The organism is Micromonospora sp. LHW51205 (assembly GCF_003315815.1).
Classification (GTDB): domain Bacteria; phylum Actinomycetota; class Actinomycetes; order Mycobacteriales; family Micromonosporaceae; genus Micromonospora; species Micromonospora chalcea.
Genome location: NZ_QMEZ01000001.1, coordinates 855,404 through 869,162, shown reverse-complemented (window position 1 = coordinate 869,162; position 13,759 = coordinate 855,404). Strand labels below are relative to the sequence as shown.

Sequence of the window (13,759 nt, the reverse complement as noted above, 5' to 3'; positions counted from 1 at the left end):
CGGGTCTGACCTTCCGTTCTTTCGCCATCTGAGGAACTACCCGGCCTGTTTCCCCCTATTTCGGACACCGCCCGGCAGTGTCGGGCGATATGCGAGGTAACGAATGGTTTCTCGAATGTGGAACTTCTCCGCGTCCGACACGGTCGGGTCGACCAGCCGGCGCAGCAGCGCCTCCACGTCCGGGTCCATCGGAGGTGGGATGGGCGTGGCCCGTGGGCCGGCGGCGCGGTCCCAGCCGAGCGCGGTGAAGGCGGCGGCCGGATCGAGCCCGAGGCCCTCGCAGAAGGCGACCACCCGCTCGGCCTCCGGGTCGCTGGCCCAGTCGCCGCGGACCCAGCGGTTGATGGTCTGGCGGGAGACGCCTGTGCGCCGGGAGACCTCGGTGCCGCTCCAGGCCCGCAGCGCTCGCGCGTCGTCGAGCGCACGTCGGACGAAGGTGGCGAAGGCGATCTTCCGCGCGTTGGCCGTCTCGGTCACCCCGTGACGGTACGGCCAGTCGGTCCCGTCGGGCGGTCTCGGCACGCTGCTGTCACGCTGACGTGACGGTGATCGCGGTTTTCCGGTAAACGATCCAGTGCTGCTCCTGAGGGGTGTCACCTGGGCAGAATAGATGGACACGAGTACGGCGGCAAAGGTCTGAAAAGCTGATACTGTCACGCTCATGAGACAACTTACGGTGTGTCACGTGCTTGAGACGACGAGTGCTCACATGCGTCACTCCGCGGGTGCCGAGGGGGTCTCGTGACCGAGCTCGCGACCCGTGCCCAGGCCTTCGGGCTGATCGCGGACGGCGTGTCCGCCGGGCTGAGCGCCCCCTGGCGTCTCTATCTCGCCCGCGGGTGCCGGTATCTCTCACTCAGCGTCGGCGACCGGGGGGAGTGGGACGCCTGGCGTACCCACCTCGGCTGCCCCGAGCTGAGCGTGCGGGTCTACGACTCCGGCGGCGAGATCCGCCGGGCGTCGGTGGCCGAGGTGATCCTCGACGGCTGCCGGATCAGCGTCGAGCTGGTCGAGGAGGTCAGCACCGACGACCTGGAACGCCTGCTGGTGGTCGACCCACTCCCCGGGACGGACGAGCGATGACCCCTTTTCTCGCCGTGGTGCTCGTCCTGGTGCTCGGCTCCACCTGCTACGCGGCCGGTCGCCTGCACGGGCAGCTGAGCTACCGCATCGGCTACCGGTTCGGCTACCGGCAGGGCTACTTCGACGGTGACCGGGGCGCCTGGAACCGTCGCCGTCGAGATGCCCAGGCCGCGATCGCCTCGGCGCTGTCCGCCCCCGGCGCGACAGTGGTGACGTCGGCCGGGCGTTCGGCCGTGCCGTTCGCCGGCACCGCCGTACCGGCCGCTGTCGCCGTGCGGTCCGGCTCCGCCCCGGCCGTCCGGGTCACCGCCACCGCCCAGCTCGGCGCGGTGGGGCGGGCGGGCACCACGTACACCGGATCGTCGTTCGGCGCGGCCGGCGCCGGGCCGAGGGCCGGCACGCTGGCGCGGCGGCCGGGCTGAGGCCCGCACCGCGACGCGGTGCCGCCCGTGGGCGACCGGCCGGGATGCGCGCAGGGGGCATGCATCCCGGCCGGTTCCGGTCCGCCCGTCACCCGAACAGGTGTACGTCCGGCGACTGGCACGCGATGATCCACGCGCACCTCTAGCCCCGCGGCCCCGCGGCGATTAGCGTCTAGGCATGGCGCGGGGTTTTCCCGGGCCAGCCGGACAGCCCGGACCTGCGTCCTCGCACACGGGGCCCGCATCCGACCCCGTGTCCTCCGGGCACCGGAAGAGGCGGAACTCGGGTGGCCGGGTGCCCATCCGCGGAGCAGGCCTGTGACCACTCGCCGTACCCCCGCCGGAGCCGAGCAGCAGACCCCGGCCTCGACCGCCCAGACCCGCCGGACCACCCGCAGCCGCCGCAGCGCCGCTGTCGAGGCCGAGGAGCCCCGACCAGCCGGCCCGGCCTTCGTCCTGGACACCTCGGTCCTCCTCTCCGACCCGGCGGCGTTCCACCGCTTCGCCGAGCACGAGGTGGTGCTGCCGCTGGTGGTCATCTCCGAACTGGAGGGCAAGCGGCACCACCCCGAGCTGGGCTGGTTCGCCCGTCAGTCGCTGCGCATGCTCGACGAGCTGCGGGTACGGCACGACCGGCTGGACCGGCCGGTGCCCGCCAACGAGCAGGGCGGCACGCTGCGGGTGGAGCTGAACCACACCGACGACGGGGTGCTGCCGCCCGGCTTCCGCAACGAGTCGAACGACGCGCGCATCCTGTCCGTGGCGCTCAACCTGGCCGCCGAGGGGCGTGAGGTCACGCTCGTCAGCAAGGACATGCCGCTGCGGGTGAAGGCGGCCTCGGTCGGCCTGCGCGCCGACGAGTACCGCCACGGCCAGGCCAGCGATCCGACCTGGACCGGCATGGCCGACCTGGACCTGTCCGAGGAGGAGATCGGCCGGCTGTACGCGGGCGAGACGCTCGACGTCGACGCCGCGGCGGGCCTGCCCTGCCACACCGGTCTGGTGCTGCACTCGGGGCGCGGCTCGGCGCTGGGCCGGGTGCTGCCGGACAAGACGGTCCGGCTGGTCCGGGGCGATCGGGAGGCGTTCGGCGTGCACGGCCGCTCGGCGGAGCAGCGGGTCGCGCTCGACCTGCTGCTGGACGAGTCGATCGGCATCGTCTCGCTCGGCGGCCGGGCCGGCACCGGCAAGTCCGCGCTGGCGCTCTGCGCCGGCCTGGAGGCGGTGATGGAGCGGCGCCGGCACAAGAAGGTGATCGTGTTCCGTCCGCTGTACGCGGTCGGCGGCCAGGAACTCGGCTACCTGCCCGGGTCGGAGTCGGAGAAGATGTCGCCGTGGGCGCAGGCCGTCTTCGACACGCTCGGCTCGGTGGTGCACGAGAACGTGCTGGAGGAGGTCACCTCGCGCGGGCTGCTGGAGGTGCTGCCGCTGACCCACATCCGCGGCCGGAGCCTGCACGACGCGTTCGTCATCGTCGACGAGGCGCAGTCGCTGGAGCGGGGCGTCCTGCTCACCGTGCTGTCCCGGATCGGTCAGGGGTCGCGGGTGGTGCTCACCCACGACGTGGCGCAGCGGGACAATCTGCGGGTCGGCCGGCACGACGGGGTGACGGCGGTGATCGAGGCGCTGAAGGGGCATCCCCTCTTCGCGCACGTCACGCTCAGCCGATCGGAGCGTTCTCCGATCGCCGCTATGGTCACCGATCTACTGGAGGACATCCCCGGCTGACCGCCGCTTTTGCCCTAATTTGTCCTGATTTTTAGGGTGACGCAGATCACTTTTAGGCCCGGCCATTTCCCACCGGCCTCACTGTGCGCAATGGTGTCCATCGAGCGTCACCGACCACTCGGGAGCCATGTACGCCCCGCAGTCACACCGGTACCGGAGCGCTCGCGGCACCTCGGCGCGGCCCGGTAGGCCACGCGTGCCGCGTCCCTGCCCCCGACGAAGGGAAACTTCGTGAGTCGGCTGTGGAGCCGGTTCGGCGCCCGCACCGCCGCTGTGGCACTGCTCTCCGTGGGCGTGGCCGGCGGCTTCTATCTGGGCGAGGATCGCCAGACCCAGCAGCAGGGCCTGACCGCGCAGGTCGGCCTGGAGGTCGACCAGGCGGAGTACGCGTACCAGCGCGAACGGCTGTCCGACCACCGCGTGGACTCGTCCCGGCAGCGTGCCGCCGAGTACCAGGCGAAGCTGCGTGCCGCCGCGGCGGCGAAGGAGGCCGCCGAGCGGGCCAAGAAGGCCGAGGCGGCCGCCGCCACCCGCAAGAAGGAACGGGAGGCGGCGGAGAGCGAGACGAAGATCAAGCCGTACGACGGCCCGATCCCGTCCTCGTGCGCGGAGTACAGCGGCAACCGGAAGATCGGTTGCGCCGTCATGCTCGACAAGGGCTTCGGCATCGACCAGTTCCCGTGTCTGGACAAGCTCTGGACCAAGGAGAGCGGCTGGAACCCGAAGGCGTCCAACAGTTCCTCCGGGGCCTACGGCATCCCGCAGGCCGTGCCGGGCAGCAAGATGGCCTCGGTCGCGGACGACTGGAAGACGAACCCGGCGACCCAGATCACGTGGGGTCTCGGCTACATCAAGGGCCGGTACGACACCCCGTGCGGCGCCTGGCAGAAGTCGCAGAGTTCAGGCTGGTACTGACGTCGTGACGACGGCGGGACACCCGGGCGGAACCGGGTGCCCCGCCGTCGTCGTACCCGGCCCCGACTGGCGGCCCGCCACTTTTACTGATAGCTCTTGGTAGGTGACCTGGCCTGACAGCCCACGCGGCGGCGACCCTCACCGGTTCGGCACCGATGCGTTCTACGCGGCGCTCGGCCGGGCCTTCGTCGCCATGTGCGCGGTCGTGCCGGTGCTGTTCCTCATCGAGGCGCTCGACGTCGGCCTGCGACTCGGCCTCGACTACACCGCCGGCATCATCCCGCAGCGGATCCAGGGCCTGGACGGTGTCTTCTTCTCGCCGTTCCTGCACGCCGGCTGGAACCACCTCTACAGCAACAGCATCCCGCTGATCCTGCTGGGCACGTTCGTGCTCGCCGCGGGCACCCGCCGGTTCCTCTGGTCCACCGCCGTCATCATCCTGGTCAGCGGCCTGGGCGTCTGGTTCACCGGCTCACCCAACTCGGTGGTGGTCGGCGCCAGCGGCGTCATCTTCGGCTACCTCGGCATCCTGCTCACCCGGGGCGTCGTCGAGCGGAGCTGGTGGAACTTCGCCGTCGGCCTGCTCGTCGGGTTGCTCTACGGCTGGCAACTGCTGGGCATCCTCCCCACCGACGAGCGCGTCTCCTGGCAGGGTCACCTGTTCGGGCTGCTCGGCGGCGTCGTGGCGGCGATCCTGTTCCGCCGCCGCAGGGACACCGGCGACACCGACCACCTCGGCTCACCGAGGATGACGCTGCCCTGACGGCGCGTTGATCAGACCCCGGGACATGCTTGCCCGCGGCCACCCGCCCGCCTACCGTTTCGGCATCAGCGAGGGTTGATCCCGAAGCGGAAAGTGACGGTGAGCCATGCGCGAGGTCGATGTCGCCGTGATCGGGGCCGGTCCCGCCGGGCTCTTCGCCGCCTACTACGCCGGATTCCGCGGGCTCTCCGTGTCGGTCATCGACGCGCTGCCCGAGCCGGGCGGTCAGATCACCGCCATGTACCCGGAGAAGCTGATCCTCGACGTCGCCGGCTTCCCCGCGATCAAGGGCCGCGAGCTGGTGGCGAACCTGGTCGCCCAGGCCGCGCCGTTCCACCCCGACTACCAGCTCGGCGTACGCGCGGAAAAGCTGTCCTACCTCGACGGCCGGCCGGTGCTCGGCCTGGCCGGCGGTGAGCAGCTGAGCTGCGGCGCGGTGGTCGTCACCGGCGGGCTCGGCAGCTTCACGCCCCGGCCGCTGCCGGTGGCGGAGAGCTTCACCGGCGGCGGGATCGTCTACTTCGTGCCGCAGCCGGCCGAGCTGACCGACCGGCACGTGCTCATCGTCGGTGGCGGCGACTCGGCGTTCGACTGGGCCGCCACGCTCGCGCCGCTGGCCCGGTCGGTGACGCTCGTGCACCGGCGGGACCGTTTCCGGGCGCACGCCGCCACCATCGAGCGGGTCCGCGCGCTGCCGGTGCGGATCGTCGTCAACGCCGAGGTGAGCCGCCTGTACGGCGAGGAGACGGTCACCGGCGCCGAGCTGACCGTACGCGGCGGCGAGGCGGAGACGCTGCCGGTCGACACGGTGGTGGCCGCGCTCGGCTTCACCGCCGACCTCGGCCCGCTCGCCGAGTGGGGGCTGAACATCGACCGGCGGCACATCGTGGTGGACAGCGCGATGGCCACCAACCTGCCCCGGGTGTTCGCCGCCGGTGACATCACCGAATATCCGGGCAAGGTCCGCCTGATCGCCACCGGCTTCGGCGAGGCGGCCACGGCTGTGAACAACGCGGCTGTCGTCATCGACCCGACCGCGCACCTGTTCCCCGGTCACTCCTCCGACGGCACCTGACGCCGCATCCTCACCGTTCCGTGGCCGGAGCGCGACTGTCCGCGCCCACGATGGACGGATGCGCCCCTCCGAGTCGACAGCACCCGACGGTGCCCGGATTTCGCTCGCCTGGCTGGGTCATCCGGGAACCGTGCTCTCGTTGATCGTGCTGGTGCTCAACGACCATGTGTTCAAGGCGGCCTTTCCGGGCCTGGTGACCGGCAAGCTGAGCGACGTCGCCGGGCTGGTGCTCGCGCCGCCGCTGGTGGCGGTGCTGGTGACGCTGGTCGTGCCCGGGCTCCGGCCCCGGGCCGTCGCCGGTTTCGCGCTGGGTTCGGTCGGTGCCGGTTTCGCGCTGGTCAAGAGCAGTGGGTACGCCGCGACGGCCGCCTCCGGCCTGTGGAGCGTGGTGAGCGGGCCGTCGCTGATCCGGGCCGACCGGACCGACCTGCTCACCCTGCCGGCGCTCGCGGTGGCCGCGTGGACGTGGAAGGCGGCACGGCGGGACCCGGTGGGGCACCGAGCCGCCCGGCTGGTCCGGCTGGTCGTGCTGCTGCCGGCGGCGCTCGTCGCGGTGGCGGCCACGAGCCCGATCGAGCGCCCCGACGCGGTCGCCACCAAGGTGGTCGACGGTCGGCTGGCCGCCGGCGCCGCCACCGGCCCGATGTCGGCGGAGGAGGGCATCCCCACCTGGTGGCGGATCAGCGACGACGCCGGCGTCACGTGGCGCGACCCGGTGGACGCCGAGCAGGAGGCCCTGTGGAAGCGCGTGCCGACCAGGATCGGACCGGACCACCCGGTGTGCGTTGCCGCCACGCCCCAGCGTTGCTACCGGGTGGCGTCGGGCCGGATCCGCGTGGAGGAGAGCGACGACGCCGGACGGACCTGGCGACTGTCCTGGGAGATCCCCGAGAAGCAGCGGGAGTTGTTGAAGGCCCGCTACGAGGAGGCCGGGCCGGACGGGAAACGGATCACCGGTCAGGACCTCGCCGTACTCGACGTCCCCGGTGGCGGACACGTGGTGCTGGTGGCGAACGCCCGGGACGGTTTCGCGTTGCGTGACGTCGCCGGCAGGTGGCAGCGGATCGGTTTCCCGGGTGGCCGGTGGGAAGGGGAGCCGCCGCCGCTGGGCATGATCTCGCCGGGGGACCGTTACGACGACACGGTCCGTGCGCTGCTGCTGGTGCCGGCGTTGGTCGTGCTGGTGCTTCTGGTCGCCCGGACAGGGGCCGGACGGGCGTCCGGTCACGGCTCGTCGCTGCCTGTCCTCCAGGGCGCGCTCCAGGTCCTGATCGCGATGCTGCTGTTCGCGGTCTGGACGAGCGAGAACACCACGCTGGTCAGACTGGCTCCGCTGGTCGTCGTGCCGCTGTTGCTGGGCGCCGCGGTGCTCACCCTCGTCTCGCGCGATCTGCGGGCGGCGCCCGGCCGGTGGGTCGCCGAGGTGCTGGCCGCCGCGGGCCTCACCGCGGCGCTGGCCGGGGCGGCGATGGTGGGATGGCTGCACGGCCGACCGGTGTACGCCGGGACAGCCGTCGTGCTCGCCGTGCTCGGCACGGTGCCAGGGCTGCTGCTCGGCTGGCGGGCGGCCCGGCTGATCGGGCCGTGGCGACCGCCGTACGAGCCGCCGTACCCGCCGGCGGTCCCGGTGGACGGCTCGCGGCCCGGCTGACCCGGCGTCAGGGCAGGCCGATGAGGTCCGCCATCAGGCCGATCTGGTGGTCGAAGTACTCGTCGCGGTGCGGCAGCGCCCGGTTGATCCGGCCGAACAGCTCGAAGCTGATCAGCCCGAACAGCTGGGTCCAGCCGGCCATGCCGCGGGCCAGCAGCGCGGGCGGCACGTCCATGCCGATCTGCTCGACCAGTTCGGCCACGTCGCCGCGCAGCGGCTCGGGCAGTTCCTGGTCGGGCGGGGCGAGCCGGCCGGTGGCCAGCCCGTCGCGCAGGATGCCGATCAGCGTCAGCGGTGGACGCTGGGCCGGCACGATGGTCTCGTCGGGGGCTGCGTACCCGGGCACCGGGCTGCCGTAGAGCAGCGCGTACTCGGCGGGGTGGGCCAGCGCCCAGGCGCGGGCGGCCCGGCAGGCGGCGAGCCAGCGTCCGCGCAGGTCGGCCTGGTCGGCGGCGGCGTCGGCCGCCTCCACCGCGTCGCCGAGCGCGTCGTACGCCTCCAGGATCAGCGCGGTGAGCAGGTCGTCTCGGCTGGGGAAGTAGCGGTAGATCGCCGAGGAGACCATGCCGAGGTCCCGGGCGACCGCGCGCAGCGAGAGGTTCGCGCCGTCGGTGTCCAGGTGGCGGCGGGCCACCGTCTTGATCTCTTCGATCATTCCGGCGCGGACCCGGGCGCGCAGTGAGGGAGCGACCATGCCCTCACTCTGCCACGGATGAGAGCGGCAATCAAAAGAGAGAGCACTGCTCTTGACGTCGACCTGCATTTGAGTCATGCTCTGTTTCGAGAGCGGTGCTCTCGCTTCGGACAACTGCTTCAAAAAAGGTGGATCTGTCATGGCCCTGCATGTGATCGTCGGCGCCGGCCCCGTCGGCACCGCCACCGCCGACCTGCTCGCCGAGCGCGGCGAGCAGGTGCGGGTGGTCACCCGGCGCGGCACCGGCCCGGAGCACCGGGCGGTCGAGCTGGTGGCCGCCGACGCCGCCGACGCGGACCGGCTCGCCGAGCTGACCACGGGCGCGGTCGCGCTCTACAACTGCGCCAATCCGGCGTACCACAGGTGGGCGACGGACTGGCCGCCGCTGGCCGCCGCCCTGCTCACCGCCGCGGAGCGCAGCGACGCCGTGCTCGCCACGGTCGGCAACCTCTACGGGTACGGCCCGGTCGACGCCCCGATGACCGAGGCGACCCCGCTCGCCGCCACCGGCGTCAAGGGCCGGGTCCGCAACCGGATGTGGGCCGACGCGCTGGACGCACACCGCGCCGGCCGGGCCCGGGTCACCGAGGTCCGCGGCTCCGACTACATCGGGCTCGGCGGCAGCTCCCTGCCCATGATGGTGCTGCCCAAGGTGCTCGCCGGGCAGCGGGTGTTCCTGCCTGTCGACTGGGACGCCCCGCACACCTGGACGTACGTGCCGGACGTCGCCCGTACCCTCGTCACGGCCGCGACCGACCCGCGCGCCTGGGGACGGGCCTGGCACGTGCCGAGCCCGCCGCCGGTGCCCATGCGGCGTCTGGCCGAGCGGGCGGCGCAGCGGGCGGGCGTCGCGGCGCCACGGCTGGCCCGGATGCCCTACCCGGTGCTCTGGCTGGGCGGCCTGGCCGACCCGTTCGCCCGCGAGATGCGGGAGACCGCGCACCAGTTCGCCGCGCCGTTCGTGATGGACTCCAGCGCCGCCACCAGCACGTTCGGGATCGAGGCGACGCCGCTGGACCGCGTCGTCGACGAGATGGTCTCCGGCCTGCGCGCCCCGGCCCCCGCCGCCCGTTAGGGGCGGGGGCGGGACGTCGCCGGGCTCACTCCTGCTCGGCCAGCGGGCGGCCGTCGAAGTCGACGGCCGAGTAGAGGGCGAGCTTCTCCAGGCGGTGGTACGAGTCGATCACCCGGATCGTGCCGCTCTTGGAGCGCATCACGATCGACTGGGTGTACGCGCCACCGGAGCGGTAACGCACTCCGCGCAGCAGGTCGCCGGAGGTGACGCCGGTGGCCACGAAGAAGCAGTTGTCGCCGGTGACCAGGTCGTCGGTGAACAGCACCCGGTCCAGGTCGTGCCCGGCGTCCAGCGCCTTGCGGCGTTCCTCGGCGTCCTTCGGCCAGAGCTTGGCCTGCATCATGCCGCCCATGCACTTCAGCGCGCACGCGGCGGTGATGCCCTCCGGGGTGCCGCCGATGCCCATCAGCACGTCCACGTCCGACTCGCCGCGGGCCGCCGCGATGGCCCCGGCGATGTCGCCGTCGGAGATGAACCGGATCCCGGCCCCGGTACGCCGGATCTGCTTGACCAGGTCGTCGTGGCGCGACCGGTCCAGCACGCACACGGTCACCTCGGCGGCGTCGGTGCCCTTGACCTTCGCGATCCGGTGGATGTTCTCGGCCACCCCGGCGTTGATGTCGACCACGTCGGCGTACATCGGGCCGACGGCGAGCTTCTCCATGTAGAAGACGGCGCTCGGGTCGAACATCGCGCCGCGCTCGGCCACCGCGAGCACTGCCAGCGCGTTCGGCATGCCCTTGCTCATCAGCGTGGTGCCGTCGATCGGGTCGACCGCCACGTCCACCTCGGGGCCGGTCCCGTCGCCGACCTCCTCGCCGTTGAACAGCATCGGCGCGTTGTCCTTCTCGCCCTCGCCGATCACCACGACGCCGCGCATCGGGATGGAGTTGATCAGCTTGCGCATGGCGTCGACCGCTGCGCCGTCGCCGCCCTCCTTGTCGCCCCGGCCGACCCAGCGGCCGGCGGCCATCGCCGCGGCCTCGGTCACTCGTACCAGATCGAGGGCGAGGTTGCGGTCGAGATCCTGGGGCGTCCGCGTCCTGGTGGTTGTCATGGCGGCCTCCTCGCGACGTTGCGGGGTGGGACCGGCGGTCGTCGCCGCCGGTTTTGTCGCTGATCCTCACACGATCTCAGGTTCGCGGTCCCGGCGGGGCGGAGGAGGCCAGGATCACGCCTCCCGGCGGGCTGCGACAATGGCCGGGTGGAAGCCGCACAGCCTGCCGACCGCGCACCGACCGACGCCACCCCGCCGGACGGCCAGCCACCGGTCCGACCGGGTGGCGGCCCGACCCCGCCCGAGGGCCAGCCCGCACTCGTCGCGGAGCAGGGCGAACCGGCCGCCGCGGGCGACACGCCCGCGCCGCCCGCCGGCAAGGAGAAGGCCCGCTCCGAGCGGTCGCCGAAGGACATGGCGCTGTCCCTGCTGATCCTGCTGGTCCCGATCGCGCTGCTGCTCGCCTTCTACCGCGGCTTCCTCGGCGGCGACTCGCCGGTCACCGTCGACCCGGCGCCCGCGCTGGAACAGGCCCGCTCCGCGAACGTCTTCCCGGTCAGCGCGCCGACCGGTCTGGGCGACGACTGGCGTACGGTGAACGCCCGCTTCCGGACCGAGGCCGACGGGTCGACGCTGCGGATCGGGTACGTGACCCCGGAGGGCCGCGGCGCGCAACTCGTGGAGAGCAACGTCCCGGCGGAGAAGCTCCTCCCGGCCGAGCTGAGTGAGGGCCGGCCGCAGGGGGCGGCCGACCTGCCCGGCGGGCTGAGCTGGCAGCGCTACACCGCCCGCGGCAACGAGCAGGCGCTCGTCCTGCTGGAGCCGAACCGCACCGTGATCGTGGTCGGCGACGCCGGGGAGACGGAGCTGCGCAAGCTCGCCACGTCACTGCGCTGACGTCCTCCCTCCGGGTGAGGCGGGATTGCGGATCCCCGCTTCCGGGAACAGAAGGGACATCGAGCCCGGACGACCCACCTGGAGAGGTTGACGTGAAGATACGACGCTTCAGCGCCACCGCGTTCGCCGCGGCGCTGCTCATTCCCGGCCTGGCGGCCTGCAACGGCGACGCGACGACCTCCGGCGCCTCCTCGACCCCGAGCGCCTCCGGCAGCGTCGCACCGAGCGCCACGGCGTCCAGCAGCGCGGCCAAGCAGGCCCTGCTCGACTCCACGAACGCGATCCGTGAAGGGAACTTCAAGTTCACCATGACCGGCGCGGGCTCCACCGCCGAAGGGCAGGTGCACGAGCCGAGCCAGAGCGCCGACATGCGGATGACCATCGGCGACCCGTCGTCGGACCTGATGATGAAGCTGGACCTGATCCACGCCAAGCCGGACAGCTGGGTCAAGCTGGAGCTGGGCGGCACGGCGGCGACCCAGATCCCCGGCGTGAAGAACCTCAACACCGGCAAGTACCACCACCTCGACCAGAACCGGATCAAGGGCAACCGGGCGCTGGGCTTCGACTTCGAGAAGCTCGACCCGGCCGGCAGCGCCGTGCTCACCCAGGGCATCACCGAGGTACGGCAGACCGGCGAGGGCACGTACGAGGGCACCGTCGACGTGTCCAAGGCCGCCGAGGCGGGCTCGCTCGACCCGGCCGTGATCACCGCGCTCGGCGCGCAGGCCCAGTCCGTGCCGTTCACCGCCAAGGTCGACACGCAGGGCCGGCTCAGCGAGATGGTGCTCAAGATCCCGGCGGCCGGGCAGAACGCCGCACAGGACCTGAAGATCACCTACACCGACTACGGCAACGCGGCGGCGGCCCAGAAGCCCCCGGCCGACCAGGTCGTCGAGGCTCCTGCCGAGCTGTACAACCTGTTCAACTGACATCTGCGGTGGGGTTCGGCGATCACGCCGGACCCCACCGTCAGTCCTCGGCGCGCTGCCGCGCGGCGTCGATACGGGCGCGCGCGCCGTCCAGCCAGCGCTGGCACACCCCGGCGAGCTGCTCGCCGCGCTCCCAGAGGGCCAGCGACTCCTCCAGCGAGGTGCCGCCGGCCTCCAGCTTCTCCACCACCGAGGCCAGCTCGGCGCGGGCCTGCTCGTAGCTGAGCTGCTCGTCCTTCGTCCCGGTCATCGTCTCTCTTTCCTCAGCCGTCGACGGTGGCGGTCAGCTCGCCCTCGGCGAGGCGTACCCGCAGTGGATCGCCCTTGGCGACCTCGGACGCCGCGCGGACGACGTGGCCGTCGGCGCGCTGCACGATCGCGTAGCCGCGCTCCAGCGTCGCGGCCGGGGACAGCGCGCGCAGCCGGGCCAGCGTGTGCCGCAGGTCGTCGGTGGCCCCCCGCAGCCGGTGCTCCAGGGACCGGCCGGCGCGGTCACGCAGCGCCGACACGTCCACCGCCCGCTGCTCGACCATCACCTGCGGCCGGGCCAGCACCGGGCGGGAGCGCAGCAGGTCGATCCGGTGCTGCTCCCGGTCGACCAGGTGGCGAACGGCCCGTTCCAGCCGGGACCGGGCCTGGCCGATCAACCGGACCTCCTCGGTCAGGTCCGGCACGATGCGCTTGGCCGCGTCGGTCGGGGTGGAGGCGCGCACGTCGGCCACGTAGTCCAGCAGCGGCGCGTCGGTCTCGTGGCCGATCGCGCTGACCACCGGCGTGCGGCAGGCGAAGACCGCCCGGCACAGCGTCTCGTCGGAGAAGGGCAGCAGATCCTCGATGCCGCCACCGCCCCGGGCGATGACGATCACGTCGACCGCCGGATCGGCGTCGAGCACCTTGAGCGCGCCGACGATGTCCGGCACCGCGCCCGGCCCCTGCACCGCCACGTTGATCGTGCGGAAGTCGACGGCGGGCCAGCGGCGGCGGGCGTTCGTCAGCACGTCCCGCTCGGCCGCCGAGGCGCGGCCGGTGATCAGGCCGACCCGGCCCGGCAGGAACGGCAGCCGCCGCTTGCGGGACCGGTCGAACAGGCCCTCGGCGGCGAGCAGCTTCTTGAGCTTCTCCAGCCGGGCCAGCAGCTCACCGAGGCCGACCTGGCGGATCTCGTCGGCGCGCAGGCTGAGCGTGCCCCGCGCGGCGTAGAACTCGGGCTTGGCGTGCAGCACCACCCGGGCGCCCTCGCGCAGCTCCGGCGCGCCGGCGTCCAGCACGTCGCGGTTCGTGGTGACGGTGAGGCTCAGATCGGCCGACGGGTCGCGCAGCGTGAGGAAGACGGTGCTCGCGCCGGGACGGCGGCTGATCTGCGCCACCTGGCCGTCGACCCACACCCAGCCGAGGCGGGCGATCCAGGCGCCGACCTTCTGGCTGACCACCCGGACCGGCCACGGCTCCTCGGCCGTGCTCCGCCCGTCCGGCCTGCTCTGCCCGTCCGGCCTGCTCTGCCCGTCCTCTCCCGCGCTCACCCGCCCA

At 72.6% G+C, this 13,759-nt stretch carries 15 protein-coding genes; 10 read left to right on the top strand and 5 right to left on the bottom strand.

Annotation, left to right across the window (positions count from 1 at the left end; genetic code table 11):
- Positions 1-36 precede the first annotated feature (36 nt).
- Positions 37-477: a helix-turn-helix transcriptional regulator gene (locus tag DQE82_RS03990; RefSeq protein ID WP_069087134.1), complete on the bottom strand. Its 441-nt coding sequence runs from the start codon at positions 475-477 to the stop codon at positions 37-39.
- 264 nt (positions 478-741) lie between these two features.
- On the opposite strand from DQE82_RS03990, the gene DQE82_RS03985 reads away from it, so the two are divergent.
- The 7 genes from DQE82_RS03985 (at position 742) to DQE82_RS03955 (ending at position 7,637) form a co-directional block, all read left to right on the top strand.
- On the top strand, positions 742-1,083 hold the full coding sequence (locus tag DQE82_RS03985; protein ID WP_064447658.1) for a hypothetical protein: 342 nt from the start codon (positions 742-744) through the stop codon (positions 1,081-1,083).
- Positions 1,080-1,505: a hypothetical protein gene (locus tag DQE82_RS03980; RefSeq protein ID WP_064447659.1), complete on the top strand. Its 426-nt coding sequence runs from the start codon at positions 1,080-1,082 to the stop codon at positions 1,503-1,505. The genes DQE82_RS03985 and DQE82_RS03980 overlap by 4 nt, the downstream gene beginning before the upstream one ends.
- Before the next feature lie 318 nt (positions 1,506-1,823).
- Entirely contained in the window at positions 1,824-3,233 is a 1,410-nt protein-coding gene (locus DQE82_RS03975; RefSeq protein ID WP_113972037.1) for a PhoH family protein, read from the top strand.
- A gap of 231 nt (positions 3,234-3,464) precedes the next feature.
- Entirely contained in the window at positions 3,465-4,148 is a 684-nt protein-coding gene (locus DQE82_RS03970; RefSeq protein WP_043326625.1) for a transglycosylase SLT domain-containing protein, read from the top strand.
- Positions 4,149-4,251: 103 nt separating this feature from the next.
- Positions 4,252-4,911: a rhomboid family intramembrane serine protease gene (locus tag DQE82_RS03965; RefSeq protein ID WP_043326624.1), complete on the top strand. Its 660-nt coding sequence runs from the start codon at positions 4,252-4,254 to the stop codon at positions 4,909-4,911.
- Positions 4,912-5,017: 106 nt separating this feature from the next.
- Positions 5,018-5,986: an NAD(P)/FAD-dependent oxidoreductase gene (locus DQE82_RS03960; RefSeq protein WP_113972036.1), complete on the top strand. Its 969-nt coding sequence runs from the start codon at positions 5,018-5,020 to the stop codon at positions 5,984-5,986.
- Positions 5,987-6,044: 58 nt separating this feature from the next.
- Complete coding sequence (locus DQE82_RS03955) at positions 6,045-7,637, top strand: hypothetical protein (RefSeq protein WP_147265121.1); 1,593 nt, start codon at positions 6,045-6,047, stop codon at positions 7,635-7,637.
- A gap of 7 nt (positions 7,638-7,644) precedes the next feature.
- Here DQE82_RS03955 and DQE82_RS03950 read toward each other — a convergent pair whose 3' ends face one another.
- On the bottom strand, positions 7,645-8,331 hold the full coding sequence (locus tag DQE82_RS03950; protein WP_113972034.1) for a TetR/AcrR family transcriptional regulator: 687 nt from the start codon (positions 8,329-8,331) through the stop codon (positions 7,645-7,647).
- A 139-nt stretch (positions 8,332-8,470) separates the two neighbouring features.
- Between DQE82_RS03950 and DQE82_RS03945 the strand changes: the two genes are divergently transcribed.
- Positions 8,471-9,406, top strand: a complete 936-nt coding sequence (locus DQE82_RS03945; protein WP_113972033.1) for an NAD-dependent epimerase/dehydratase family protein — start codon at positions 8,471-8,473, stop codon at positions 9,404-9,406.
- A 25-nt stretch (positions 9,407-9,431) separates the two neighbouring features.
- On the opposite strand, the gene glpX is transcribed toward DQE82_RS03945, so the two are convergent.
- Positions 9,432-10,463: a class II fructose-bisphosphatase gene (gene glpX, locus DQE82_RS03940; protein WP_043326614.1), complete on the bottom strand. Its 1,032-nt coding sequence runs from the start codon at positions 10,461-10,463 to the stop codon at positions 9,432-9,434.
- Positions 10,464-10,610: 147 nt separating this feature from the next.
- Here glpX and DQE82_RS03935 point away from each other — a divergent pair, with 147 nt between their 5' ends.
- Both DQE82_RS03935 and DQE82_RS03930 read left to right on the top strand, forming a co-directional pair.
- Complete coding sequence (locus tag DQE82_RS03935; protein WP_113972032.1) at positions 10,611-11,300, top strand: DUF4245 domain-containing protein; 690 nt, start codon at positions 10,611-10,613, stop codon at positions 11,298-11,300.
- Positions 11,301-11,392: 92 nt separating this feature from the next.
- Positions 11,393-12,232, top strand: a complete 840-nt coding sequence (locus tag DQE82_RS03930; RefSeq protein WP_064447664.1) for a hypothetical protein — start codon at positions 11,393-11,395, stop codon at positions 12,230-12,232.
- A gap of 40 nt (positions 12,233-12,272) precedes the next feature.
- Here the strand turns inward: DQE82_RS03930 and DQE82_RS03925 are convergent, their stop codons facing one another.
- Positions 12,273-12,482: an exodeoxyribonuclease VII small subunit gene (locus tag DQE82_RS03925; RefSeq protein WP_064447665.1), complete on the bottom strand. Its 210-nt coding sequence runs from the start codon at positions 12,480-12,482 to the stop codon at positions 12,273-12,275.
- Between the two features lie 13 nt (positions 12,483-12,495).
- Positions 12,496-13,752 carry an exodeoxyribonuclease VII large subunit gene (gene xseA, locus DQE82_RS03920; RefSeq protein ID WP_113972031.1) on the bottom strand — a complete coding sequence of 419 codons (1,257 nt, stop codon included), beginning with the start codon at positions 13,750-13,752 and terminating at the stop codon, positions 12,496-12,498.
- Positions 13,753-13,759: the final 7 nt, after the last annotated feature.

Excerpts from the sequence above, each read along its gene's own strand:
- DQE82_RS03960 (WP_113972036.1), top strand. The coding sequence starts at position 5,018 with ATGCGCGAGGTCGATGTCGCCGTGATCGGGGCCGGTCCCGCCGGGCTC.
- glpX (WP_043326614.1), bottom strand. The coding sequence starts at position 10,463 with ATGACAACCACCAGGACGCGGACGCCCCAGGATCTCGACCGCAACCTC.
- DQE82_RS03945 (WP_113972033.1), top strand. The coding sequence starts at position 8,471 with ATGGCCCTGCATGTGATCGTCGGCGCCGGCCCCGTCGGCACCGCCACC.
- DQE82_RS03980 (WP_064447659.1), top strand. The coding sequence starts at position 1,080 with ATGACCCCTTTTCTCGCCGTGGTGCTCGTCCTGGTGCTCGGCTCCACC.
- DQE82_RS03955 (WP_147265121.1), top strand. The coding sequence starts at position 6,045 with ATGCGCCCCTCCGAGTCGACAGCACCCGACGGTGCCCGGATTTCGCTC.
- DQE82_RS03950 (WP_113972034.1), bottom strand. The coding sequence starts at position 8,331 with ATGGTCGCTCCCTCACTGCGCGCCCGGGTCCGCGCCGGAATGATCGAA.
- DQE82_RS03925 (WP_064447665.1), bottom strand. The coding sequence starts at position 12,482 with ATGACCGGGACGAAGGACGAGCAGCTCAGCTACGAGCAGGCCCGCGCC.